This window comes from Sphingobacteriales bacterium (assembly GCA_016711285.1).
In the GTDB taxonomy this organism is placed as follows: Bacteria; Bacteroidota; Bacteroidia; order Chitinophagales; family UBA2359; genus JADJTG01.
Genome location: JADJTG010000013.1, coordinates 430,091 through 455,388 on the forward strand (window position 1 = coordinate 430,091; position 25,298 = coordinate 455,388).

The following is a 25,298-nucleotide window of genomic DNA, read 5'->3' on the forward strand; positions in this document are numbered from 1 at the left end:
ATAAGAATCTGTATGCAACTACTCAAGCACTATTTTATACAATTGGTTGAGTTGCTGTTCTGCATTAGACAAGTGCAAGAAATAAATCCCCGCAGCCCAGCCTGCTCTATCTATCCGAAAAGATTGAGAGCCATTTTGCAAGTTGTATGCCTGTGTGGTCACTAATTTCCCGTTTACATCATACATTGTGGTTTGCAGCACAGTTTCGGTATTGCTGCTGATGTGGATATAAATTGCATCTTGAGCAGGAACGGGACCCACACTTACAACAGATAATTCGGGTTTGCCGCGCAAGAGGCTGATGGTTTGGCTGTAAGTATCAGGCTCGCCGCCGCCATTTTCCATACGCAAGCGATAATAAGCAATGCCTTGCGGTGCTTTTTTATCAGTAAAATGATAATTGCGTCCGGTGGTTGTTCCGTTGGCTGCCGCTTGTATGGTAGCAATGTCTTCAAAGTTAATACCATCGGCAGAACGCTCCAAAGCATAGAACAACAAATTATATTCGCTGGCACTTTGCCAATGCAGTTCGTTGGCGTTTTCGAGAGCTTCGCCTTCAAAGCGCAATAAATCTACGGCGGTAGGACCCTCGCACAATACTTCTTTGCTGAAAGAGCAGTCGTTGTTGTCGGTGATAGTGATTTCAAAAGCGGCATCTTCGCACAAAGCGGTAGTCATGATATTAAAATTAGGCATATTGCTGCTGCCTTGTTCTACCACTTCGCCGTTGCTGTTGGTGATGCTGTAAGCAAAAGGAGCTTCGCCGCCGTTGAGGGTAAATTGCAACTGGCTATTGCTGCCTTGACACAAACAACTGTAAGCGTTGAAATTCATCAGGGCGCAAGGGTCGGGTTTGCAGGGAATAGCAGGGCTTTGATAGTAGAAAGTACAGCCTTCGTTGTCCACCACCGAAATACTGTAAGTGCTGCCGCCTGTGAGAGGACCTATGGTGAAGTTTCCGGCAACATACAGTATATCATTTACCGTACCTTCAATAGTATAAGGCGGATTGCCGCCGCTAATAGCTACGTCCACCAAAAACTTACCGATAGTTTCGTCACAAGTTACATCGTGCGTTACCGAAAGAGAGGAGCAAGGCTGTACTTTGCAGCTTATCGGGCCACCGGATACCGTTGTTGCATTGCCCTGTGCATCGCTGACGGTGATTTCGTAAGTAGAACCCGCCGTAAATTCAGCAGTTTGGTAGCTGTTGCCCATAATATTATCAGCTTCTACGCTGCCGCTCAAAGTATAGGGAGCTTCGCCTCCTTCTATATTCAACAATACTACAAAAGCATCATTATCTTCGTTACAAATAGCAAAAGATTGTGCCGAAAGTGCCGGTGTGCAGATAGTGGCAGCGAGCCAATAAATAGTTTCACAACCATTAGCATCAACAAATTGCAGCTTATACGGAACATTCATAAGTCCTGTGAAAGAACTGCTGTTACTGTTTAAAGTACCTTCTACCACCAACACTTCACCGCCACCCAAATCGGCTTCGTAGGTATAGTTGTAAGGAGGTGTACCATTTGACAAATGATAGGCAATGAATACACCATCATTTAAACATTCGGTTGATACATTGTTTACTTCAAATAAAAAGCAAGTGGGGCAAGCAGCTTCTTCAATAGTACCCGTAGCAGAGGCACTGCAACCATTGGCATCGCTGACATTTACTTGATAAGTGCTGCCGTTGGGATACACATCACCATTTTGCGCACTGCTATAGAAATAAGGAGGAGTACCGCCGCTTACATTAATCTGGAGTGTCGCTGTTCCGTCATTATTGCAAGTATAGCTGTGTTCAATAGAAATATTTACATCGGCGCAAGGGTCAATGGGTGGGCAATTAATTGTTCCTTGCTCCACATACGAACAACCATTAGCATCAGTCATCGAAATATAATACGTTTCGTTGTGTGCTACGGTAGCATTATTGGCGGTTCCGGTGAAAAAATAAGGCTCAGTGCCGCCGCTTGCAGTGAAGGTCACGATTCCGTTTCCATTTCCGCACGCAACATTGACATTTAAAGATAAATCGTTGTCGGCGCAGGGGTTGGTATATGGACAATCGGCTACGCCCTGCACGGTGACATTACAACCATTGGCATCGGTGACAGTAGCATAATACGTTTCGTTGTGTGCCACGGTAGCATTGTTGGCTGTTCCGGTGAAAAAATAAGGCGCAGTTCCTCCGCTTGCAGTTAAATTAAGTAAGCCGTTTCCATTTCCGCAAGTCACATCGGCGGCAAGAGCTAAGGTAGAGTTTTCGCAAACCGAAGTCGGCGGGCAGTTGATAGTTCCCTGAACAGAGGCGGTGCAACCATCGGCATCAATGACGGTGGCGTTATAAGTTTCGTTGTGTTGTAATGTAGAGCCGCTTGGCACACCTGAAAATTCGTAAGGCGCAGTTCCTCCGCTTGCAGTTAAATTAAGTAAGCCGTTTCCATTTCCGCAAGTCACATCGGCGGCGAGTGCTAAGGTAGAGTTTTCGCAAACCGAAGTCGGCGGGCAGTTGATAGTTCCCTGAACAGAGGCGGTGCAACCATCAGCATCGGTGACGGTGGCGTTATAAGTTTCGTTGTGTTGTAATGTAGAGCCGCTTGGCACACCTGAAAATTCGTAAGGCGCAGTTCCTCCGCTTGCAGTTAAATAAAGTAAGCCGTTTCCATTTCCGCAAGTCACATCGGCGGCGAGTGCTAAGGTAGAGTTTTCGCAAACCGAAGTCGGCGGGCAGTTGATAGTTCCCTGAACAGAGGCGGTGCAACCATCAGCATCGGTGACGGTGGCGTTATAAGTTTCGTTGTGTTGTAATGTAGAGCCGCTTGGCACACCTGAAAATTCATAAGGCGCAGTTCCTCCGCTTACAGTTAAATTAAGTAAGCCGTTTCCATTTCCGCAAGTCACATCGGCGGCGAGAGCTAAGGTAGAGTTTTCGCAAACCGAAGTCGGCGGGCAGTTGATAATTCCCTGAACAGAGGCGGTGCAACCATCAGCATCGGTGACGGTGGCGTTATAAGTTTCGTTGTGTTGCAATGTAGAGCCGCTTGGCACACCTGAAAATTCGTAAGGCGCAGTGCCGCCGCTTGCTGTTAAATAAAATAAGCCGTTTCCATTTCCGCAAGTCACATCGGCGGCGAGTGCTAAGGTGGAGTTTTCGCAAGGCACAACAACCGGACAATCAATAGTACCGCTTACAGTACCACCGCAACCAAACTCCAACAAAGTAGTAATGCTGTACGATTCGCCGTTATTGAGAATAGCTCCATTATTGTGTGTGGCATTTAGTACGAATATGCCTATATCTTGGGGATAATTGATAAATAAAGTTGCTGTACCGTCTTCGTTGCAAATAGTATTGACAAAAAAATCAGGTGTATTGTTATCAGCACAAGGGTCGGGACAATTATTAGAATCGTTAAATGTTGCTACACAGCCATTGGCATCAGTAGCCGTGATTTGATAGCTTTCTTCAAATTGCAAAACGGCGGTGTATGTGCCGTTGGCATTCTGTTGTACTAAATCATTATATACAAAATTATATTGCCATTCGATAGGAGGAGTGCCTCCGTTTGTACCAAAAGTAATTTGACCTCCATAATTACAATTTGGTGCATTGGCAACGGTGATAGAAAAACTTTCGCAAGGGTCTGCACAATCTATGGCATTTTCAATCGTAACGCTTACAAAGCTATTACTCACTTCAAAACAAGTACCTGCAATTTCGGCAATAGTATTGCCCAGCACTACTGCATTATCATACGCAATACCATAAATACGATAAGTACCTGCTGCAAAATCGGTATTGAAAGAAAGCGTACCTGTTGCAGACAATGACGATACAATTTGACCATCGGCATCTGTTACAAAATAAGCATAGTTGTTTCCGTTTTGACCGCTCACCCCTACAGCTACGGTTTGGGGCAAATTGGTTTCGCATAAAGTATTGGTGCTACCTGCCGCCAAAGTCACTGTTCCGCCTGCTGCTTCGCACGCCACACAACCTTCGCCCGGGGCTATCGGCTGTGCAAAAGCGATATACGGATAGCTGCCATCAGTTTGGATAGAGCCGATACACAAAGGCTCAAACTGCGGTGTGGGGTTGCCCTCTTGCGGCACTAAAATCGGAACAATAACATAAGACGTATTATAAGAGATGATTTCTGCTTCTACCAAAAAAGATACATCAACAAATCCTTCATCATAAATACTATTACCATCGGTAGAAGAAAGAGAAATTTGAGAAAAATTAGGGTCTTCGTAAGGATTTTCAACGCTGGGCTGGTCGTAATAGAGTGTAAAAATTACTGCTCCTGCGGTATCATTGCTATCGGGAAAAAATAAGTGCTGGGTTCAATGATTTGAGAATTGAGGAAAAGCCCATTTTCGGCACAAAACAAATAAGGATTATTTTGTGTACCTGTGCCTCCCAAAGCGAAGTCGGCGTAAGTAGTTGTAATTTCTGCCATACACAAGGAGTCGGTAATCGGGCACTCGGCGGCAGGATTGGCGGTATTGTTATAGATATAGATTTTGCCGTTGCTGTTGGGTTTGGCGGCACAATCGGGAGCAAAAACGCCCAAAGTATAAGTACCGCTTACAGCAGGGGAGTAAGTAAAAATAGCACCTGCACCACAACCGGAGGTAGTGCCATCGGCATAAGCTACTTGCGTTTGGGCGGAATTAAACAGGGTAAGTGTGAGATTCCAAGAGCCATCGGGATTACAATTTCCGATAACGTAGGTGTTACCCGCCACTAAATCCATCGTATAGCCGTAGGTGCTGAACACCGATTGCGTAGTAGCGATGCGGTCGGTACAATCAGATGACAAAGTAGCCACAGAGGTGGAAGAAAAAGGCAATGTTTGTGTGATGGCACTATGCGGGCATTGTGCATCAAGCGTTTGATATACTACCAAACACAACAACAGCCAAATGAACATTCTTTTCATTTCGTACATATTTTTTTATAAAATTGGAACAACAAAGTTATATACAATTTTCAGCTATTACTGCAAAATATGTACTTTATGACGATAATTAGAGTATTAAAAGCAGGGTTGGAGGAAAAAGAACGATGTATCAGAGCAGGAAATGACAATATCAAGGGTCATTTATGGGCAAGATGGCACTTTTTTACAAAAACTTACAGACCAATACCGAAATATCATCGGAATAAGCGTCATTATTAAACTGGTGATTTTCTATAAAGGACAGAATAGTTTGTTTAATATCGCTGATATTTTGTAATTGGCAGTTCAAAAGAAGTTCTTTAATAGCTTCGTGCGTATGTAAGCAATCATGCGGTTCGCCGCACATATCCGTAAATCCGTCAGTGTGGAGCATTAACAAAGCTGAGGGCGGTATATTGCGTACAGTTTCCTGAATAAAAGGCAGTTTTTCAAAAACGCCCAACATCGTACAGCCTCCGTCAAGTTCATCGCATTGTTGTTGATGCACCAATAAAGGCGGCACATGACCGGCATTGATATAGCAGAGTTGGTGTTCTGAGGCATTATATTTAGCAATAAAGAGGGTGATATAGCTATCGCCGCCGGTAATTTCAAAAACGTTGTGATTGAGTTTTTGTACTAAATTAGACAAGCTGCCGCCATCTTTTACATAAGCGCGCAGCACTGCCTGAAAATTTGACATCATCATAGCTGCTCCCACACCCTTGCCGGATACATCGGCGATACAGAGCAGCACTTCTTTGGGATTGAGAGGAATGACATCGTAGTAATCGCCGCCTATATTTTGGTGCGGCAAATAAATACCCTCGATAGTATATGCTTTACTATGAGGCATTGTTTTGGGTATCAATGTCTTTTGTACTTTTTCGGCTACTTGCATTTCGTAGTACAATGCCTGCTGTTGTTCTAATTTTTGGCGTTCGCGCAGAATTTGTTTTTTTAAATAAGTATTTATTTTCTACGGCTACGAGCACTACATTTGCCAGCGTTTGAATAAAATCAATATATTTTGTTAGTTTGGTATTATTGTCAGGTTTTCCGAGCAACAAAAATATCAGAGGTTTTTCTTTATGAGAGATAGGCAGCAGCAGTTCAAAATGTTCTTTAAGACGCTCAAAAGAGCTTTTTTGCAATACGACAGGCTCTCTATACCCCAACCAATCTTCATCAAAAGCCAATATTTCAGGATTAATATCTTCTATTCCCGATTCAAACACACAATGCCAAGATTGATATTCCCTTCTGTAAACTACTAATTTACGTACAGACAACAAATCTTCAAAAATTTTTGCCGAGCGTTCATATAAACTTACTTCAGGCTCATTGATACTAACTGCCCGCGTCAATGCCAGCAGAGCGTCTAATTCTCTCTGTTTAGCTTTTAAAGAAGCCAGTAAAGATGGTGAATTTCTTGTTTCTTTTTCTGCAGCCCTTCTCATAATTGCAAAAAGCTGTTATAAATAGATGATTACCAAAGTATAAAGATATGAACAATATTTTTATAATTGCTCTATGTATCTCAATAGAAATGTTTTTTTTAACTAAAACTTCAAAAATTTTGCTCCTGTTGTTCCGATTCCATTATTTAATTGTATATAGTATAAGCCATCAGGCATTTGTTGAAAAACAGCATTATCCCATACAAAATAAGAGCCGGATACAGGTGTGTACAATTCGGTTTGTGCAATAATTTTTCCGTTAATATCTATTACGGCGGCTGTGAGGATTTGGGAGTCGAAAGGATGGTGTATGAGTAAATTTAAACCCGCAGCAGAATAATACACTGCTTCTAATTGTAAGGCTGAATATACCGATATTTCATCTATTCCCGTTCCACATTCGGCATTATCCTCTTCTAAAAAGACGACCGGAATGGCGGGCAAAGCGATTTTGGTACAAGGGGCATCAAAATCAGGAATACCTCCGCCGCTGTCGTTTCCTACCAGAGCAGTAGCATAATAAAAAGTATTGAAAGTGATGAGATTGCTGCTCAATTTTGAAAACGAACCTGCCACCGGATTGGCTGCAATAATTTGAGACAAGTCGTCAGGATTGGGCATATTATACAGTACATACAACACCACATCGTTATCGTCTAAGGTGCTGCCTTCAAGGGTATAAGTTGCCAACTCTTCGGGGCATACCTGCAAAGTGGCTTCTGCTGCTGTTACTTCGCCGGCAACCGTAGTACAAGCTACAAAATCGGCACAGCCTTGTGCGGGCGATTGTACAAAAATAGTATCGGTGCTGAAGCAAGTAGTGGCAGCATCTTCAAATACCAGCATATAATCACCCGTTGCGGGCAATTGAAGCAGCGTATCTGTGGCATCAGGCAAAGTAAAATCATCTATGAGTGTATTTTCCTGATAAACGTGTACCCTGCTGTTTCCATTTACGCTTTGAGCAGTATTGAAAACAAGCCCCAATGTATTAAGAGCAGTACAAATGGGCGGTTCTGTGAGCATAGCCGAAGGCGCAATACCCGCCTGAAACGGGATACAATTAGATATATCGGCACAATAATCAGCCAGCAACTCGGTAATAGTACCCGCCGACATCCAGCTTTCATTTTGAGCAAAAGATACACCATACAAACAAAGCGGTTCGCCCAAATGCGACAAAAGCGGTGCGGACGTTACATCAATATTATACAAACTTGCATAAATAATGGTATCGCCGTTGGTAATGATATAGCCGTATCCGTATTGCAAACCCACGTTACTGTTTTGCGGAAAAATATTCACCAATACAGCATCGTCACCATCAATACAAATGTTGGCAGGCACTAAAGGCGAAGGCAGTTCAAAAGTTCCGGCTTCGGCAAAGCAAGTATTTTCGGTTTCGCAGCTATAAGCTACTTGTACTTGATAGATGGAGTCGGGTGCGCAGGGAGCTTCAAAAGGTAGTTGTATTTCAAAAGTATGATTGCCTGATGTTCCGGCTTCGGCAATAAAAGTATTATTATTTAAGTTGCCGCCCGAAATGATATAATCATTACAAAGGGCAGCAATACTCACACTGCACGAGTCTTCCTGTATGGTGATATTTTGTTCAATATCGGGCATTACAGTAATGGCAACCGTTTCGTTACCCGTTCCAAATACCACAGCACCCGTAATATTGCAAGTAGCATTAAGGGTAAAATAGTAAACTTTTGGCGTACAAGTTAAATTTTGTAAGGTAATATTTTGAATATCCTCCAGCAAACCCAAGCCATCACTTCCATAAATACTGAAAGTGGCAGAAGCGGCACTTCCCGTACCCACCGAAGGCAACAAATCTATGGCATCGCCGGAGCAGATGATATTTTCCGTACTTTGCAAAATGGGATTTTTAGGGCAGCAATAATGATTCGGCGTACTGAAAGAAAAATTACAACCCAAAGCATCAGAAACCGACAAATTGAGTACAGTAGCATCTGCAACATAAGGAACAGTCAGAATATTGTCATTGATAGTGCCGTAGCCCTGCACCGTATAAGGCGGCACACCGCCGTTGAAAATAATATCTATATTATAGGTATTACTGCTGCTGTTACATTCGTAATTATACGATATATCATTTACTTGCAAACAATCGTTGCAATCAGTAGCACCGTTCAGAGTAACGCTACAACCCTGCGAGTCGGTGATGACGATATTATATGGGGTTGCCGAAGGCAGCGTAAAAGAGTGGGTAGCGGTATAAGTAGCACCCGAACTGTAAGTGCCGCTGATGGTATAAGGCGGCACGCCGTTGCTGATATAAAACTGAACTGTATAAGTACCTGCGGCACTGTTGCAATACAAATTATTGATGTCGGCATCAAAACCCGTACAATTAACAGTATTGGGGCAATTATAAGGTAAGTTGATAGCCTCCGACCAGCATTGTCCTTCATTGTACGAAACCTGCCATGTCGCTATTCCGCTTTGTCCGGCACTTACGGAAGCAGGCACACTGACAGGAGTTACCAAATAATTATCGCAAAGAGCCGTAAGTGTGGGCACTTGACATTCGGTTTGAGAACTTACCAGAAGTGAAGCATCAAAAACGGGTACTTTATGGAGCAAAACAGACCCCGCCGGAATAAGAGAATTATCTTTACTGCATCTCAAAGCTGCAAATACAATTTGGTCAGATATTTCACAGGTTGCATTGGCAGCGATTAGATAATTTTGAGGATTATTGATATTTTGAGTTAAAGTGCCGTTTGAAAACCACTCTATACCCACAGCCGTATTATCGGGGTCGCTGAATTGAATAAAATTTTCCCAAGCGGTTAAATTTACGGTTTCATTTTCGCATACGACTACGCTGGAATTGAGCAAAGTATTAATAGTAGGGCAATTTTGTACAGTGGTGGCACAGTTATAGGGCAAACTCACTTCAAAAGGCGGCACACACTCAACATTGCTATTTAGATAATTATAAGAGATGGTATAAGTGTGCTGACCGGAAGTACCCTGCACCGCCGTTTGTGTTCCGCCGTTGGAAACCACCAAATAATTACCACATTCAAAATTAGGAGTAATAGAAGTAGTGCAGGTATTCATACCGCTAAAATTCAAAAAAGCATTGATACTACTTGGAAATACCACCACTTGCACTTTTTCGTTGCCCAAAGGCGTAATAAAAGAATTATCAAGCGTACAAATTGCCTGCACTGTAAATTCATAAATAAGCGGTGCACAATTGGTGTTGGTGAGTACCACATTTTGCGGATTGGCGATAGTGCCCAATCCGTTGTTGCCACTCCAAGCATAGCTCACCGCCGTACCATTTTGTACCGTTGCCGACAAGCTGATACTTTCTCCCGAACAGATATAAGATGTATTGACAGCAGCAATAGGATTGATAGGGCAGCCTGATTGTGCTTCGCCAAGCGTAAATGTACCCTGATACCAAATATCTCCTACATTAGTGCCGTTGCCGTTGCCTCCGATGCCGGCTATATTAAACGCAATATTTCCTTCGCCCAAAGGCGGTGCTTGCCACGAAAAAGCCCATACGCCACTGGTATTTACACCACTGTGTTCAATTTGCTGAGTAATACCTGTTCCTTCCAGAGCGGTGGTGCTGCCTGCGATAAAAGCATCATTGACCGAAGAAGAACTCATAGCAAAGCCATAGCGAGCAAAAGAAATATTATATTTTACCAAGAAATTATACACACCATTGGGCGTATAAGTGGTAACAGTGTTGCCGGAGGCATCGGTAACGAGTACCTCCAACTGCTGCCCTGCTCCAAAAGTACCCATACCCGCCGCGCCGCTGCTGTGGCAACCACCATTGCCGCACGAACTACCAAAAGCACCCGTTTGTCCCAAAGGGGGATTCGCCTGATTGCCGGTGGCTTGCTGCTCGCTGCTGAAATTCGGATAAAAATGAAAAAGAAAAACCCCTATAAAAATTGCGATAATAATTTTTGTATTCATAGCCTTTGAAAGGATATATTTGGCGACAAAAAATAAAGATAAAACACAAAAGTAGTGATTTTTTTAGTTTTTATGATGAGCTTTTGCGAAACGAAGCCTCTAAAACCTGTATATTCATATAAATCGTATTGCAATACACCACAACATCGCTATCTTTGTACAAGTTTTTTTTGAATAAAAAAACAGACAGCATATTTTTTATTACACCACATACAATCATGCAGCATCATTTATCTGCCTTAGAAATCCAACGCCGCGAAAAATTGCAAGAATTGCAATCGCTGGGAATTGAGCCGTATCCGGCTTCTGAATTTACGGTAACACACATAGCGAACGACATCAAGCAACAATTCAACGAAGCCAATAAAGAAAATTTCCGGCAAGTGCGCTTGGCGGGTCGCCTGATGCAATCGCGCATTATGGGCAAAGCTTCTTTTGCAGAGTTGCAGGATAGCAGCGGACGTGTTCAGCTATACATTTCGCGCGATGAAATATGCCCATCCGAAGACAAAACTTTGTACAATACAGTATTTAAAAAGCTCCTTGATATTGGCGACTATATCGGCGTGTGCGGCTATGTATTTACTACACAAACCAGTGAAATATCTGTCCATGTGAGCGAATTAAAACTGCTTTCCAAAGCCTTGCGCCCATTGCCTGTGGTAAAAAAAGACGAAGACGGCAATATATATGATGCTTTCACCGACCCCGAAATGCGCTATCGCCAACGCTATGTGGACTTAACGGTAAACAGCGAAGTACGCAATACATTTATTAAACGCAGCCAACTCATCAGCAGTTTGCGCCAATTTATGAGCGAGCGCGGCTATTTGGAAGTAGAAACCCCCGTATTACAGCCCATTCATGGTGGTGCGGCGGCGCGCCCCTTTGTTACGCACCACAATGCTTTAGACCGTCCTTATTATTTGCGCATTGCCAACGAGCTATATTTAAAACGCCTGATAGTGGGAGGTTTTGACGGAGTTTTTGAGTTTGCCAAAGATTTCAGAAACGAAGGTATGAGCCGCTTTCATAATCCCGAATTTACATTGATGGAATTATATGTGGCATATAAAGATTATAAATGGATGATGGATTTTGCGGAAGCAATGCTGGAAAAAGCCGCCCTTGATTTGCACGGCACAACCGAAGTGCCTGTAGGCGAGCACATTATCAGTTTCAAACGCCCCTGGAAACGCTACACCATGTTTGGAGCGATAGAAGCCTACACGGGTGTAGATATATCGGCAATGGACGAAGAAACCTTGCGCCACACCGCCCGCCAGCTCCACGTACCTATTGATGGCACCATGGGCAAAGGCAAATTGATAGATGCCATTTTTGGCGAAAAAGTAGAGCCATTGCTCATACAGCCCACTTTTATCACCGACTATCCGGTGGAGATGTCGCCGCTTGCCAAACGCCACCGCAACAACCCCGATTTGGTGGAGCGTTTTGAGGCGATTTGTAATAAAAAAGAAATTATGAACGCTTTTTCGGAACTCAACGACCCGATAGACCAACGCCAACGTTTCGAGGAGCAGTTGAATTTGGCAGCACGCGGCGATGAAGAAGCAATGGCATTGGACGAAGACTTTTTGCGGGCTTTGGAATATGGTATGCCGCCCACTGCCGGAATTGGTATCGGCATCGACCGCCTCGCCATGATTATGACCAATCAGCCCTCTATTCAGGAGGTGATTTTCTTTCCGCAAATGCGCGATGAAGCATAATACAAATACGGATAATTACAGTAATAATATCTTTTTCTTAACCTTGTCGGGTGGGCAATCATTACTTGACAAGGTTTTTTTATTAGCATTGTATTCATTTAATCACTTTATTATCTTTGTACAGATATACGAAAAATTACTTGTTTTCGTTAGTGCTGTGGCTGCTTCATTTTTATTACAACAACAAAAAAAACAAATACTTTCCCTTGCATTATCGCTCTTTTTCCTTACCGATTGCGCTGTTTTGTACCTTTTGGTTTTTAGTAGCGGCTTTAAGTTCCTGCCAACAAGAAGATTTGCTGTATAGTGCCTCCGATGCACAGCTCGAATTATCGGCAGATACGATCACATTTGATACCGTATTTACCAATATTGGTTCTACTATCAATGGTTTTTTGTTGTATAATCCCTACAATCGCTCGCTGAACATCAGCCGTATAGAGTTGTCGGGCGGCTCACAATCCAATTTTCGTATCAATGTCGACGGCATCAATGCCCCACTTGCCGAAAATATACAGGTTTTGCCCGGCGACAGTATGTATGTATTTGTAGAAGTCATTGTGGATCCTAATCAGGGGCAATTACCTTTTGTGATAGAAGATTCCATTTTACTCACCACCAACGGCAATTTGCAAAAAGTATATTTGAATGCTTGGGGGCAAAATGCACACTATTTGCGAGCCGATAGTGTATATTTTTGGGAAGTATGCGATGAAGTATTTGAAGATGATTTGCCATACATAGTATTTGGCGGATTATATGTGCCTCCGAATTGCACGCTCACTTTGGCACAAGGCGTAGATTTGCACATACACCCCAAAACCAATAATCTAGCTACCTTCTCAGGCATTTGGGTAGAAGGAACTTTGCTTATTGAAGGAGAAAAAGACAGTCTTGTAGAAATAAAAGGAATGAGGTTAGAGGATTATTTTGATGATAAAGCCGCCCAGTGGGGAGCGATACATTTATTGCGCGGCAGTAGCAGCAGTATTCGCTATGCAAGCATTAAAAACAATATCTGGGGCATTACCGTAGGTAAAACATTAGACACCACCTGCACCACCATTGCTACCACACCCAAAGCCAATTTGAATATAAAAAATAGCACCATTTACAATAATTTAGAACACGGCATAGAAGCCATACTGAGCAATATTACCGCCGAAAATTGTTTGATTTATAATTGCGGAAAAAATAATGTATTGTTGCAATACGGCGGCGAGTATCAGTTTACAAATTGCACTTTTGTAAATTACGGCGGCAATTTATCGCACCAAAACAGTCCGGTAGCAGCGGCACTTAATTTTATTGTATGCACAGAAAACGGAGAGCAAACTGCATTTGCCGCCCCTGAAATTACCAACATATTATTCAAAAATTGCATTATTCACGGCTCACGAGAAGAGGAGTGGGTATTTAACGACCAAGATGTTCCGCAAGGAGCAGAGATTAATTTTGAAATGAGCAACTGCATTCTGCGCACCAAACACAACACCGACACGCTCGGCTACACAAATTGCATCATCAATCCCTTAGCCAAAGACACTATGTTTGTGAAGCGCAGCGAATTTGATTTTCACCTGCACCCGCAATCGCCCGCCATTGACAAGGGCAACTGGGACAACCCCCTGACCGATGATTTGGACGGCAACCCGCGCAGCAATATTCCAGACATAGGCTGTTATGAATATCAATAGATGCTGTTGAATACATTATTTTTGTAACACACGAGTCGGTAAAAAAAATTATTATCTGTCACTTTTATAACAACAACTTTGGGATATGAATCAAGAGGTACTTCATCTGCTGGCACGAGCTACTTTCGGCATTTCTGCTGAAAGCATCACAACATTTGCTTCGCTCAACAGGCAACAAGCCCTTGATATATTGTGGGAAACATCAGCTACTCCCCCACAAAACCTGAGCCTCGCGCCACGCCGTGTACCCATTGCAAATCGCACGGCTCAAAAGACACCCGAAGAAATTAGAGCCGACAAATTATTGATGCGGAGCGAAAAAAGCCGCCTCAATTTGCTGTGGTTAGAGCATTTGGCGCGCGGCAAAAAGCAGTTATTGGAAAAAATGACACTGTTTTGGCACGACCATTTTGCCTGCAATATTCCCAATCCGACCTTGATGGAGCAATATATCCACACTTTGCGCACCCACGCTTTGGGATATTTCGGCGATTTTCTGCTCGCCATTATCCACGAACCCGCCATGATAGTTTATCTCAACAGCCGCAAAAACCTCAAATCATCACCCAACGAAGATTTTGCCCGCGAGTTATTGGAATTGTTCAGTATAGGTATTGGCAACTATTCCGAAAAAGACATCAAAGAACTGGCGCGTGTGTTTACGGGTTGGAATTTTGACGGTGCGGGAAATTTTATGATTCAGGAGGCGAACCACGATTCGGGCATCAAAACATTGATGGGCGAAAGCGGCAATTTCAGCAGCGAGCAAGTGGTGAATATCTTGCTCAACCGCCGCGAAACGGCACAGCATATTACAGGAAAAATTTGTTTGTATTATTGTGGAAAAATGCCCCCTGCCGAAATTTTAAATGATTTGTCGGAGCGTTTTTTTGCAGACGGCTACCATATCGGCAATTTGGTGCGCAATATTTTGAATTCAGATTGGTTTTATGCTGATGAATACAGAGGCAATCGTATTAAATCGCCGATAGAATTATTGGTAGGAACAATGCGTTTGTTTAAAGTAGATTTTCACGAACCGATGGCGGCGGTGGGCTTGCAAAAATTGATGGGACAGGAGTTATTAGCTCCGCCAAATGTAGCGGGTTGGGCGCAAGGCACGGCTTGGATAAATCTATTTACACTCACTTTTCGTTTAAATCTCTTTCGCAATTTGCTCAACAAAAGCATGGCTACCGTAAAAACCCCGCCGCCTTTGAGCGATGAGGGCGATGAAGTGGAAGTAAACAGCGAAGAAGTGATGCGCCTGCTGAATATAGATGTAGCACCTTTTATTCAAATGTTGGAGCAGCACCCCACACAACAGCCCGCCCAACAATGCGCCCAAAATATATTATTGTGCAGCACCTCCCATTTAGAGCCGCTTTTTGAGCGATGGAACACCGCCTTCGTGCAACAAAAAATCGGCTATCGCGATATTATTATTAATCTGCTCAGTATGCCGGAATTTCAACTCAATTAAAACAACACACAAAAGCTGTTCTCATGGCTATTTTCAATATACGCCCCACTTTCACTTCTCCTGAAAAGGCAGCCCCTGCTTTTTTGAAAAAAAACCTCCCTGCCTCCAACAATACCGACCAAATATTGGTAGTTATTCAGTTGAGCGGCGGCAACGACGGATTGAACAGCATTGTACCGTACCAAAACGACATATATTACCGCAGTCGCCCCCACTTGGCATTACCCAAAAACACATTGGTACATTTAGACGATATGCACGCCCTGCATCCGGCTCTGACACCTTTGAAAAAATATTATGACGAAGGCACGATGTGCATCATCAACGGAGTGGGCTATCCTAATCCCAATCGCTCCCATTTTCGCTCTATGGATATTTACCAAAGTGCAGCACCCGATAGCTACGAACAAAGCGGTTGGATAGGACGCTATTTAGACGAACACTACCAACACTTTCCCGAACATTTAGCTATCCCCAAAGCCATAGAAGTAAATAGTTTGCCCTCTTTGGTAATGAAAGGAAAACAACATCAAGGCATTGCATTTGAAAATGCGCAGACCTTGGAAACCTTTTTTGAAAAGCCTTTTTTTAAAAACCTGTACGAACAAAATACCGATGATTTTACAACACACAACGAAACTTTAGATTTTTTGTATCAAACGCTGAATGTGGGGGCGGCTTCAAGTGCTTATATCAACGAAAAAGTAGATTTATACACACTCAAATCGCCTTTTCCGAATTATGAATTGGGAAAAAAACTGCACAATATTGCCCAAATGATTTTGTCGGGCGTAGAAAGCAGCGTATATTATACGTCACTCGGTTCTTTTGATACGCATGTGTCGCAAAGCAACCGACATGCCAAATTGTTGGGTATGCTGGCAGAAAGTGTAGATGCTTTTATTACGGCGTTAAAAAGTCAGGCACAATTCAAACGGGTAACGATTGTGGTGTTTTCGGAATTTGGGCGGCGCGTAGCCGAAAATGCAGCACAAGGCACCGACCATGGAGTGGGTAATTTTATGCTGCTTTTTTCGCGGCATTTAGCCAAGTCGGGTTTTTTCAATCCGATGAATAATCTCCAAAATCTATTTGATGGTGATGTACCCTGGGAAATTGATTTCAGGCAAGTATATGCTGCTTTGCTCGAAAATATCCTTCAAACGCCCGCCAAAACCGTGCTGAAAGGAAATTTTGAACCTTTGCCTTTATTCAAAAATCAAGTTCTTTTAACATAAAAATAAAATAAAGCATAGTGCAAAAATCAGAACTTTGCAGTTTATTTTTTTTATGATTTTTCTTTTGAAAAAAAATTTTGATTAAAAAAATGACAACAAAACCACTCAGTATTTTAGTAACCAACGATGACGGCATTACCGCCGCCGGTATTGCTCAATTGGTGCAGGTAGGGCTTAAATTTGGGAAAGTAACCGTAGTAGCTCCCGACAAACCGCAATCGGGAATGGGACACGCCATTACTATCAGTTCACCGTTGCGGCTTACGTCAGTTTCTATTTTTGAAGAATGGGGCGTAGAGGCATTTTCCTGCTCCGGCACACCGGTAGATTGCGTAAAACTCGCCAAAGACCAAATTTTGCACCATGCTCCCGATATTTGTTTGAGTGGAATAAACCACGGCTCCAATGCTGCCATCAATGTCATTTATTCCGGCACGATGTCGGCAGCGATGGAAGCCGCCATTGAAGGCATCAACGCTATTGGTTTTTCTTCGCTCAATTACGACCCCTCCGCCGACCTGAGTGCCTGTGCGCACTATGCCGAGCAAATTATCCATCAATGTTTGAAGTACGGATTTCCGGCTTCACGCTTGCTCAATGTCAATTTTCCGAATTTGCCGCTTGATGCCATCAGAGGTATCAAAATATGCCGACAAGCCGAAGCCAAGTGGGAGCAGATTTACGAAAAACGCTACGACCCTTTCAAACGACCCTATTACTGGCTCACGGGCGATTTTGCCAACGAAGACACCCACGCCGACAGCGACTGGACAGCTTTGATGCAGGGCTATGTATCAGTAGTGCCCGTACAGCACGACCTCACCGCCTACCGCGATGTGGACTGGTTGCGCGAGCATTGGCAATAGCGTTGACAAGAAAGAATTTTTAAGCGTTTTTTTGTTCAAATGATTGCAGCACTTCCACTAAATGTTGCACACCTTCCATATCCATGGCATTGTACAAAGAAGCCCTGAATCCGCCCACTGTTTTGTAGCCTTTGATACCTACAATATCGTGTTGTTGTGCATATTGCAAGCAAGTCGCTTCCAAGTCGGGGTTTTTTATATCAAATACTACATTCATCAAAGAGCGGTTTTCTTTGCCTTGAATACGCGGAGTAAATAATGAACTATTATCCAAAAAATGGTATAAATAAGCCGCTTTTGCGATATTATCCTGCTCTATTACAGCCAAGCCGCGTGCTGCTATCCATTGCAAAGTCAGATAACACGAATACACCGATAGCACCGCCGCCGTATTCAGCACCGAAGCCTTGGCGATATGAGCGGCATAATCAAAAATTTCGGGTATGGGGCGCGGTTTGTTGCGTTGCGCCCATTCGCGGTCAATAATGACCAAAGAAGTACCCGCCGCGCCTAAATTTTTTTGTGCGCTGGCGTGAATGAGTGCAAATTGTGCTACATCAATACGCTTTGAAAAAATATCGGAACACATATCAGCCACCAAAGGCACTGCGCCACACGCCGGATACTGCTGAAATTGTGTGCCGTAAATGGTATTATTGCTGGTAAGATAACAATAGTCGGCATCTTGCGGTATGTTCATATTTTGCGGAATATAGCTAAATTGCGCATCTTGGGAAGATGCCACTATTTCAGCATTGCCGTAGCACTGTGCATATTCAACGGCTTTGTTGCTCCAGTGTCCGGTATTGATATAGGCAGCTTTTTTTGCCAAAAAATTCATCGGAATCATAGCAAAATGATGCGTAGAGCCTCCGGTGATAAAAAGCACTTCGTGGGTATCGGGCACTTGCAAAATTTCGCGCACCAAGCGTCGCGACTCCTGCATGACGTGCGTAAAATCGCTGCTTCGGTGCGATATTTCGGCAACAGACAAGCCACTGCCGTTGAAATTAAGAACACCCTGTGCCAATTGTTCAATAACGGCGGCGGGCAAAATAGCGGGACCCGCATAAAAATTATATTTTTTCATAGCGGCAAAGTTTTAAAAAAAATAGCAAAAAACGATGTTCAGGAAGGATTTTTGAATAAAATTGTGCGGCTCTGCATTTCTTTTACAATTTCACGAAACCAAAAAGAGAAATCATCGGGCTGTGCGGCAATCCAATGCTGCAAGGCAGCAGGCACTATCCACAATATAGCATCGGCTTCGCTGTGGGCAAAGGGAACATTACCATCGTAGCGAGCAGCAAATACGGTATCGTGTTCGTATTCCCAGAGTTGGCTTTTTTCATCAAAAAAACGATATACAAAAGAAAATAAGTTTTGAAGGACATTTTCGCCAACAGCAATTCCCAATTCTTCTTGTAGGCGGCGGACGGCGGCTTGTTCTAAAGTTTCGTGGAGGCGCGGGTGGCTGCAACAGGCATTGCTCCACAAACCGGCACTGTGGTATTTGCTGTAAGCGCGGCGTTGAAGCAGCCATTCTCCGCGCTCATTATAGAGCAGCACACTAAAAGCGCGGTGCAACAGCCCTTCGCGGTGGGCGTGCAGTTTTTCGGCACTGCCAATAGCAACGCCCTGTTCATCTACTAAAATAACCTCTTCGCTAATCATAGACTATGTAGGAAATGAGCAAATGATATCGTTTTTCTTTAACAAGGTTTGGCTACTTGTGCAAAGTTTTTTTTCATTTCCAAGCGGTCGTGCAATTGTTTGCCTAATGCCTTTGGCGGTAAGGCTGCACCCATTTCAAAGCCACAGCTTTTCCAGAAAGCGATAGCTTTTTCATTTTCTTTCATTACTGCTATACAAATACGCTCAAATCCCTTCGACAAAGTATAACTTTCAAACCATTGATAAATGCTTTTTCCTTTTCCTTTGCTTCGTTTTTCGGGGTGCAGGAGGAGCAAGGGCAGATGCATGGTATTTTTGCAGGGGTAATGCTTGACGGCTCGAATGATGCCGATGAGTTCGTTGGCTTCAAAAATACCGAAAGCCAAATATTGTTCGGGGTTGCTGTCTTCAGGAAAATCAGTGAAAAAACCCTGAGAACCAGCTTCGGTAGGCAATTGCCCTTCCATCAAAAGAGCATAGTCGGTGCATATTTCGGCAAATTCGGCTACGATTTCATTCTCACGTTCTTCCAGCAGTTTTATCATGAATTCAGAGTTCTTAAAAACCAAATGCTCTGTCATACTTTTATTTTAAAATAAAGACGTTATAAAGATAAAAATAGTTCTGTCGGCTACCGAAAAAATATACTATATCAACAGCAGGCGACATTTTTTGTTTGGCTTTGAACAATAAAACACAAGATTTATATCTGTAAATTGCATTGTAAAAATTTATATTTCATACATTTACAAAGCATTTAGAATTTCTTCACATAAAGCGATATTGTTACGAGTGCGATATGGTATAATAATCTGTGCTTGCTGATAATACAATTGACGTTGTTGTAAGGTATTTTGGATAAAATTCATCAGTTCATCGCCTTTGAGGTGTGCAATTAAAGGGCGGTGTGCTTGTTGAAATTTAAGCCGTTGATACAGCACTTCGGGCGGTGTTTGCAGATAAACAGTACAGCCCTTGTTGTTCATAAATTGCATATTGTCAAAAAAACAAGGTGTTCCGCCGCCTGTTGCAACCACAACTCGTTCAAAACCGGACATTTCTTGTAGGGCGGCGGCTTCTTGCTCCCGAAAATAGGTTTCGCCGTGTACACTGATGAGTGTTTTGATACTTTTGCGGCAGCGTGTAGCGATGTATTCATCTAAGTCAATGAAATCGTATTGCAAGGTTTGTGCCAACAATGCACCTACGGTACTTTTTCCGGTTGCCATAAATCCGAGCAAAAATATTCTTATAGGAGGTTGGTACTGTTTATTATTCATCGCTGCTTACCGCTACATCAAAAAAAACGGGGATAATATATTATTCATTCTCATTCGCCTGATTGCTCCGCACCATTGACCATACGTGTTGTGCCAGTTCGGGTACTTGTTTCAAATAAGCCAGTTCGCGCATTTTATCGCGGGCATCTTCAACCGGAATACCGAAATACACCTTACCGCCTTCGAGCGATTTGGGCACACCCGATTTAGCCAATACTACCGCCCCTTCGCCGATATGGAGGCTTTTGTTGATGCCCACCTGCCCCCAAATAGTCACGCCGTTGCCGAGCGAAGTTTTTCCGGCGATACCCACCTGAGCAGCTATCAAACAATTTTTGCCCAGCACCACGCCGTGTCCGATATGCACCTGATTGTCAATTTTGCAGCCTGCGCCGATAATGGTATCACCCGAAACACCTCTGTCGATGGTGCAGCCTGCGCCGATTTCTACATTATCTTCAATGAGCAGCCGCCCGCAGGAGTGCATTTTTTCGTAGTTGCCTGCGGTGCGTTTTTTATAATAAAAAGCATCGCTGCCCAAAGTAGTGTTGGCGTGTACAATTACATTTGAGCCGATGTGGGTATGGTCATAAATGACCACATTGGGATAAATAATAGTATTTGCACCAATACTGACGTGGTTTCCAATCGCAACATTATGAGCAATTTGCGCCGTTTCGTCAATATTAACTGTTTCGCCGCAGGCTTTGGAGCTTATTTTCAAGGGGCGAAAAAATGTTGCCAAACGGTTGTAGTCGCGGAAGGGGTCTTCAGAGATGATGAGTGTTTTTTGGAGGGGGTTGGCAACCTTTGCTTCATTGATGATAATAACAGAAGCAGCGGACTGCAAGCATTTTTGATAATATTTGGGGTGATCCACAAAACTGATGTCGCCCGCCTGTACTTTATGTATTTCGTTGATACCCAAACAAAGTTCATCGTCATTGCCCAAGCAAACAGCAGACAGCATAGCAGCAATATCGCCTGCACGGTAAGGTTGTGGAAATTGCATACAGATATGAAGATGTATAAAAGAAATGAATATTTTTTAATTCAGAAATAATAAGATTTGATGCTTTTTTTATTCAACCACACGAATACGCGGTATAAACCAGAGGCAGAAAAAGGTTAGCAGAATAGATAAATAACCCACGACAGAAAAATTGCCCAAAGTACCGTCTGCATTTTGCACAATAATAAACCCCGCCAAGGTAGAACTCAATCCTGAAGCTATATTTTGTACGGCAGCGCGCAAACTCATAAAGCCGCCGCGTTGTTGTGCCGCCACTGCTCCCGACATCAGTGTTTGTGCCGGAATATAACGTCCGCCTCCCAATACAAAAAACAAAGCAATCACCACAAATATAAACCACAAATGAGTAGCTGCCGTCAAATGTGTAATGAGCAAAGTAGGTATCACCGCCAAAGCAATGAGTACTTTCAGTACCTGATGGCTGCTATAACGGTCGCTCAATCTGCCCAGCAAAGGCGACGAAACCACCGACACACTGCCACCCACCAAATATATCAAAGGAATTTGCTCTTGAGTAAACCCTATATTTCTTACCATATAAGGAGCAAAGAAAGGAATGAGTACAAAATGTCCGATGGTGATAAAAAATCCCAAGCACAACGCATATACTTGGTTGGAGTCGCGCAGCACTTGTTTTAAATAGGTGAGGGGCGATGCGTAAGGAACGGCTTGCTGCAAGTGCTTTCTCAAAGAAGGCAACCAAGCCAGCATCAATATCCATATCAAAGCACCAAAGGCGGCTACCGCCAAAAAAGGAACGTGCCAATCATACAAATTAGCCAAATACAATCCGAAAGGCACACCTGCAATGGAAGAAATAGAAAAAGAAATGGAATACAAGCCCATGGCTTTGCCGCGCTCGTGGTATTCGTACAAATCGCTGATGGCAGCCAATACCAAACTACTCGCCACGCCGCCAAAAATTCCGGTAATACAACGCGCCAGCAACAATACCCAATAGCTGTAAGCACTGCCGCACAAAGCCGTACCCAACACAAAACCACCCGCCGCCACCAACAAAGCCGGACGGCGGTCGAAGCGATCTAAAAAAAAGGTAGCGGCAAAACTGCTCAATCCAGCACTAAAAGTATAAATAGAAACGGCAATACTGAATTGTTGGGGCGTAATGGCAAATATTTTCATGAGGCGGTCGCCTAAGGGCATCATCAAAATAAAATCTACCATGTGCGCAAAATTCAACAACACAAACAACCATAGCAATTGGCTGCGGTGTTTGGTCAGCAACACATCGGCTGCTGCCATAGGAGAGGATACACTACTCACACAATATCAATTCACAAAACGATATGAAAAAAGAAAAAGTGACGAACGGCGAAAATCGATAAATTCATCACTTTTTTTTTGAATAGGGATATAAAAATTAAAATTAAGGCAATTTATTCAGGGCTTTTAAAACGGTTTGCCCGATAAAAGCGGGTGATTCTACAACGTGAATACCACATTCGCGCATAATTTTCATTTTAGCGGCAGCCGTATCTTCTTCGCCGCCTACAATAGCACCGGCGTGTCCCATGGTTCTGCCTTTGGGTGCGGTTTGTCCGGCAATAAAACCAACAACGGGTTTAGTGCCGTAGGTTCGGATATAATGAGCAGCATCTGCTTCCATAGAGCCGCCGATTTCGCCTATCATAATAATAGCTTCGGTGTCGGGGTCGTTCATCAGCAATTGCACGGCATCTTTGGTAGTAGTGCCCACGATAGGGTCGCCGCCGATACCGATACAGGTAGATTGTCCCAAACCGGCTTTAGTGACCTGATCTACTGCTTCGTAGGTGAGCGTACCGGAGCGCGACACAATACCGATACTACCGGGGCGGTGAATAAAGCCGGGCATAATGCCAACTTTGGCTTCGCCCGGAGTGATAACACCCGGGCAATTAGGTCCGATAAGGCGGCTTTTTTTATCCGAAAGGTACGATTTTACGCGTACCATATCCTGAACCGGAATACCTTCGGTGATACAAATAATAACGCCAATACCTGCTTCGGCAGATTCCATGATGGCATCGGCAGCAAAAGCCGGCGGCACAAAAATAATGGATACATTGGCATCTTCCTGGCGCACGGCATCATACACTGTATTGAACACCGGACGGTCTAAGTGTTTTTGACCGCCTTTATTCGGCGTTACACCGCCTACTACTTTTGTGCCGTACTCTATCATTTGTTGCGCATGAAAAGTGCCCTCCGAACCTGTGAAGCCTTGCACGATTACTCTGGATTGTTTTCCTACTAAAACAGACATGGAAAAGAATGAATTATGGTTGATTTAAAATAAATGCCGCAAAGTTACGCTTTATTCAAGTAGTTTATGAAAAAACAATAAAATTTTATTCATAGGTTTAAAAATATCTCAAGTATTTTATGTATATTGTTGCGTTGTTTTTTTTATTTGGGTACAATATTTCTTATGCGATTTATATTGAATTTTTATTTTACAATCCTTTTTGTATTAACAAATACGCTGCTGTATGCACAAAATACCGTAGTATGGAACGATACACAAGGGCATTTTTGGGCTTTTAATAAAAATGGCACATACCAATTAGATCATCGTCCTGTAAAAAACTACTATATCGGCAACGATTATGTAGTTTTTCAAAACGACCGCAAAGATGTAGTATATTATTACAAAGGCAATACGCGCATATTGTCGGCATTGGGCGGTTTGGAGTATTGCGATGCCAAAGGCGACATAATGGTATCTGAACTAAAGGGACAGTTAAGTGTAATAGAAAAAGGAAAAGAACATCTTCTTTTATCGGCAAAAATCCCCGACAAAAAATATAAATGCAGTAATTCCATAGTCGGATTTTCGGACGGAAAAAATCTGAGCATATACCAACAGCAACAGATTTATCCGGTCACTGATGCGGCGGTGTTGCAATGGGCGGTGAGCAATACCGGATTGGCATATATAGCACCAAGCACAAAAACGCTGCGTCTTTGGAAAAACGGTACTGATGAAGAAATAAGTACCAATACACAAGCATTTTTTATTGGCGACGATTATTTGGCATATCAGTCGGAGGATGGAAAATGGTGGGTATATTATGAAGGCGAAACATCTCCTTTGCCCGACTTATACGATATGCAATACGGCGACTCCCTAATTGCCTGTAAAGCTGATAATGCTCTGTATGAATGGAGAAAAGGAAACTTAACCACGCTTGCCAACGAATATGTTAAATATTTTGCTGTCAGCGGAAATACAATAGTGTGGGTAAATACAAATCAGGAACTATGGGGTTTTTATAAAGGAACAACAAAAATTTTGAACAATGATGTAAGAGCAGCCACTTCTCCTACCCCACAAAAGCGTTCCGCCACAAAATCTAATAACACACCGAAGACTTATACATCTAACCCATATAAGGAAAATGATTATAATAGCGAAGACAAAGTATTAGTAATAGAAACAACGAAAGATGGAAAAATAGATATATTAGCATGCAAGGAGAATCCTAAAAAAAATAGGATAGACCAAAATAACAAGAATACAAATGAAGTTTTCCCTTATTCATTGCAAGAGCAAGGTGCATTATTTCATCTGTGCGATGACCTCATTTTACTTTCAGGGGATTATATGCAGTGTTTTTATAGAGGAAATATATTGCCAGTAAATAGTCGTATCGCAAAAAATATACAGGCTTTCGGCTCTTCCTTATTATATGATATAGGAAATAAAGACTATTACATTTTTTATGATGGTAAAGAAATTACTCCATAAATTTTACGTTTATTTTTATTCAGAATACTCTTATTCTAAAATAGTTTATCTGCTGTGTATATATCAAATGTGGGCATATACTCTAAGATTAATACACCCAAAATATAGTATATTTTATCTTTATCGTCAGATAAAATCATCACTATGCCC

At 42.8% G+C, this 25,298-nt stretch carries 18 protein-coding genes; 6 read left to right on the top strand and 12 right to left on the bottom strand.

Translation table 11 applies throughout. The features are described 5' to 3' along the window. Positions 1-18 precede the first annotated feature (18 nt). From IPL35_11290 to IPL35_11310, 5 genes are all read right to left on the bottom strand, one after another. On the bottom strand, positions 19-4,179 hold the full coding sequence (locus tag IPL35_11290) for a T9SS type A sorting domain-containing protein (GenBank protein ID MBK8443949.1): 4,161 nt from the start codon (positions 4,177-4,179) through the stop codon (positions 19-21). A gap of 128 nt (positions 4,180-4,307) precedes the next feature. Further along, positions 4,308-4,955 carry a hypothetical protein gene (locus tag IPL35_11295; protein ID MBK8443950.1) on the bottom strand — a complete coding sequence of 216 codons (648 nt, stop codon included), beginning with the start codon at positions 4,953-4,955 and terminating at the stop codon, positions 4,308-4,310. Positions 4,956-5,139: 184 nt separating this feature from the next. Then, on the bottom strand, positions 5,140-5,811 hold the full coding sequence (locus IPL35_11300) for a serine/threonine-protein phosphatase (GenBank protein ID MBK8443951.1): 672 nt from the start codon (positions 5,809-5,811) through the stop codon (positions 5,140-5,142). Next, positions 5,801-6,415 (bottom strand): hypothetical protein, encoded by a 615-nt coding sequence (locus IPL35_11305; protein MBK8443952.1) that lies wholly within the window; start codon positions 6,413-6,415, stop codon positions 5,801-5,803. The genes IPL35_11300 and IPL35_11305 overlap by 11 nt, the downstream gene beginning before the upstream one ends. A 102-nt stretch (positions 6,416-6,517) precedes the next feature. Then, on the bottom strand, positions 6,518-10,393 hold the full coding sequence (locus tag IPL35_11310; protein ID MBK8443953.1) for a hypothetical protein: 3,876 nt from the start codon (positions 10,391-10,393) through the stop codon (positions 6,518-6,520). Between the two features lie 218 nt (positions 10,394-10,611). Here IPL35_11310 and lysS point away from each other — a divergent pair, with 218 nt between their 5' ends. The 5 genes from lysS to surE all read left to right on the top strand — a co-directional run bounded on the left by lysS (position 10,612) and on the right by surE (position 17,410). Further along, the gene (lysS, locus tag IPL35_11315; GenBank protein MBK8443954.1) at positions 10,612-12,126 is read left to right on the top strand and encodes a lysine--tRNA ligase; all 1,515 of its coding nucleotides are present in this window, start codon (positions 10,612-10,614) and stop codon (positions 12,124-12,126) included. A 140-nt stretch (positions 12,127-12,266) separates the two neighbouring features. Next, the gene (locus IPL35_11320; GenBank protein ID MBK8443955.1) at positions 12,267-13,823 is read left to right on the top strand and encodes a right-handed parallel beta-helix repeat-containing protein; all 1,557 of its coding nucleotides are present in this window, start codon (positions 12,267-12,269) and stop codon (positions 13,821-13,823) included. Positions 13,824-13,908: 85 nt separating this feature from the next. Then, complete coding sequence (locus IPL35_11325) at positions 13,909-15,306, top strand: DUF1800 domain-containing protein (GenBank protein ID MBK8443956.1); 1,398 nt, start codon at positions 13,909-13,911, stop codon at positions 15,304-15,306. 23 nt (positions 15,307-15,329) lie between these two features. After that, positions 15,330-16,544, top strand: a complete 1,215-nt coding sequence (locus tag IPL35_11330) for a DUF1501 domain-containing protein (protein MBK8443957.1) — start codon at positions 15,330-15,332, stop codon at positions 16,542-16,544. Positions 16,545-16,633: 89 nt separating this feature from the next. Further along, positions 16,634-17,410: a 5'/3'-nucleotidase SurE gene (gene surE / locus IPL35_11335; GenBank protein MBK8443958.1), complete on the top strand. Its 777-nt coding sequence runs from the start codon at positions 16,634-16,636 to the stop codon at positions 17,408-17,410. Between the two features lie 19 nt (positions 17,411-17,429). Here the strand turns inward: surE and serC are convergent, their stop codons facing one another. The 7 genes from serC to sucD form a co-directional block, all read right to left on the bottom strand. After that, entirely contained in the window at positions 17,430-18,500 is a 1,071-nt protein-coding gene (serC, locus tag IPL35_11340; GenBank protein MBK8443959.1) for a 3-phosphoserine/phosphohydroxythreonine transaminase, read from the bottom strand. A gap of 38 nt (positions 18,501-18,538) precedes the next feature. Next, complete coding sequence (idi, locus tag IPL35_11345) at positions 18,539-19,081, bottom strand: isopentenyl-diphosphate Delta-isomerase (protein MBK8443960.1); 543 nt, start codon at positions 19,079-19,081, stop codon at positions 18,539-18,541. A gap of 41 nt (positions 19,082-19,122) precedes the next feature. Continuing rightward, on the bottom strand, positions 19,123-19,629 hold the full coding sequence (locus tag IPL35_11350) for a GNAT family N-acetyltransferase (protein MBK8443961.1): 507 nt from the start codon (positions 19,627-19,629) through the stop codon (positions 19,123-19,125). 201 nt (positions 19,630-19,830) lie between these two features. Further along, positions 19,831-20,364, bottom strand: coding sequence for a shikimate kinase (locus IPL35_11355; GenBank protein ID MBK8443962.1), 534 nt, complete (start codon positions 20,362-20,364; stop codon positions 19,831-19,833). Positions 20,365-20,404: 40 nt separating this feature from the next. Continuing rightward, on the bottom strand, positions 20,405-21,376 hold the full coding sequence (locus tag IPL35_11360) for a UDP-3-O-(3-hydroxymyristoyl)glucosamine N-acyltransferase (protein MBK8443963.1): 972 nt from the start codon (positions 21,374-21,376) through the stop codon (positions 20,405-20,407). 69 nt (positions 21,377-21,445) lie between these two features. Beyond that, positions 21,446-22,681, bottom strand: a complete 1,236-nt coding sequence (locus IPL35_11365) for an MFS transporter (protein MBK8443964.1) — start codon at positions 22,679-22,681, stop codon at positions 21,446-21,448. Positions 22,682-22,784: 103 nt separating this feature from the next. Continuing rightward, a complete protein-coding gene (gene sucD, locus IPL35_11370; GenBank protein ID MBK8443965.1) occupies positions 22,785-23,663 on the bottom strand; it encodes a succinate--CoA ligase subunit alpha in 879 nt (292 codons plus the stop codon). A gap of 165 nt (positions 23,664-23,828) precedes the next feature. Here sucD and IPL35_11375 point away from each other — a divergent pair, with 165 nt between their 5' ends. Beyond that, a complete protein-coding gene (locus tag IPL35_11375) occupies positions 23,829-25,148 on the top strand; it encodes a hypothetical protein (protein MBK8443966.1) in 1,320 nt (439 codons plus the stop codon). Positions 25,149-25,298: the final 150 nt, after the last annotated feature.

What these genes read in the sequence shown, in the direction of transcription:
- IPL35_11295 (MBK8443950.1), bottom strand. Translation starts at nt 4,955, where the DNA reads ATGAAAAGAATGTTCATTTGGCTGTTGTTGTGTTTGGTAGTATATCAA.
- IPL35_11300 (MBK8443951.1), bottom strand. Translation starts at nt 5,811, where the DNA reads ATGCCTCATAGTAAAGCATATACTATCGAGGGTATTTATTTGCCGCAC.
- IPL35_11305 (MBK8443952.1), bottom strand. Translation starts at nt 6,415, where the DNA reads ATGAGAAGGGCTGCAGAAAAAGAAACAAGAAATTCACCATCTTTACTG.
- IPL35_11310 (MBK8443953.1), bottom strand. Translation starts at nt 10,393, where the DNA reads ATGAATACAAAAATTATTATCGCAATTTTTATAGGGGTTTTTCTTTTT.
- lysS (MBK8443954.1), top strand. Translation starts at nt 10,612, where the DNA reads ATGCAGCATCATTTATCTGCCTTAGAAATCCAACGCCGCGAAAAATTG.
- IPL35_11325 (MBK8443956.1), top strand. Translation starts at nt 13,909, where the DNA reads ATGAATCAAGAGGTACTTCATCTGCTGGCACGAGCTACTTTCGGCATT.
- IPL35_11330 (MBK8443957.1), top strand. Translation starts at nt 15,330, where the DNA reads ATGGCTATTTTCAATATACGCCCCACTTTCACTTCTCCTGAAAAGGCA.
- surE (MBK8443958.1), top strand. Translation starts at nt 16,634, where the DNA reads ATGACAACAAAACCACTCAGTATTTTAGTAACCAACGATGACGGCATT.
- serC (MBK8443959.1), bottom strand. Translation starts at nt 18,500, where the DNA reads ATGAAAAAATATAATTTTTATGCGGGTCCCGCTATTTTGCCCGCCGCC.
- IPL35_11350 (MBK8443961.1), bottom strand. Translation starts at nt 19,629, where the DNA reads ATGATAAAACTGCTGGAAGAACGTGAGAATGAAATCGTAGCCGAATTT.
- IPL35_11355 (MBK8443962.1), bottom strand. Translation starts at nt 20,364, where the DNA reads ATGAATAATAAACAGTACCAACCTCCTATAAGAATATTTTTGCTCGGA.
- IPL35_11360 (MBK8443963.1), bottom strand. Translation starts at nt 21,376, where the DNA reads ATGCAATTTCCACAACCTTACCGTGCAGGCGATATTGCTGCTATGCTG.
- sucD (MBK8443965.1), bottom strand. Translation starts at nt 23,663, where the DNA reads ATGTCTGTTTTAGTAGGAAAACAATCCAGAGTAATCGTGCAAGGCTTC.
- IPL35_11375 (MBK8443966.1), top strand. Translation starts at nt 23,829, where the DNA reads ATGCGATTTATATTGAATTTTTATTTTACAATCCTTTTTGTATTAACA.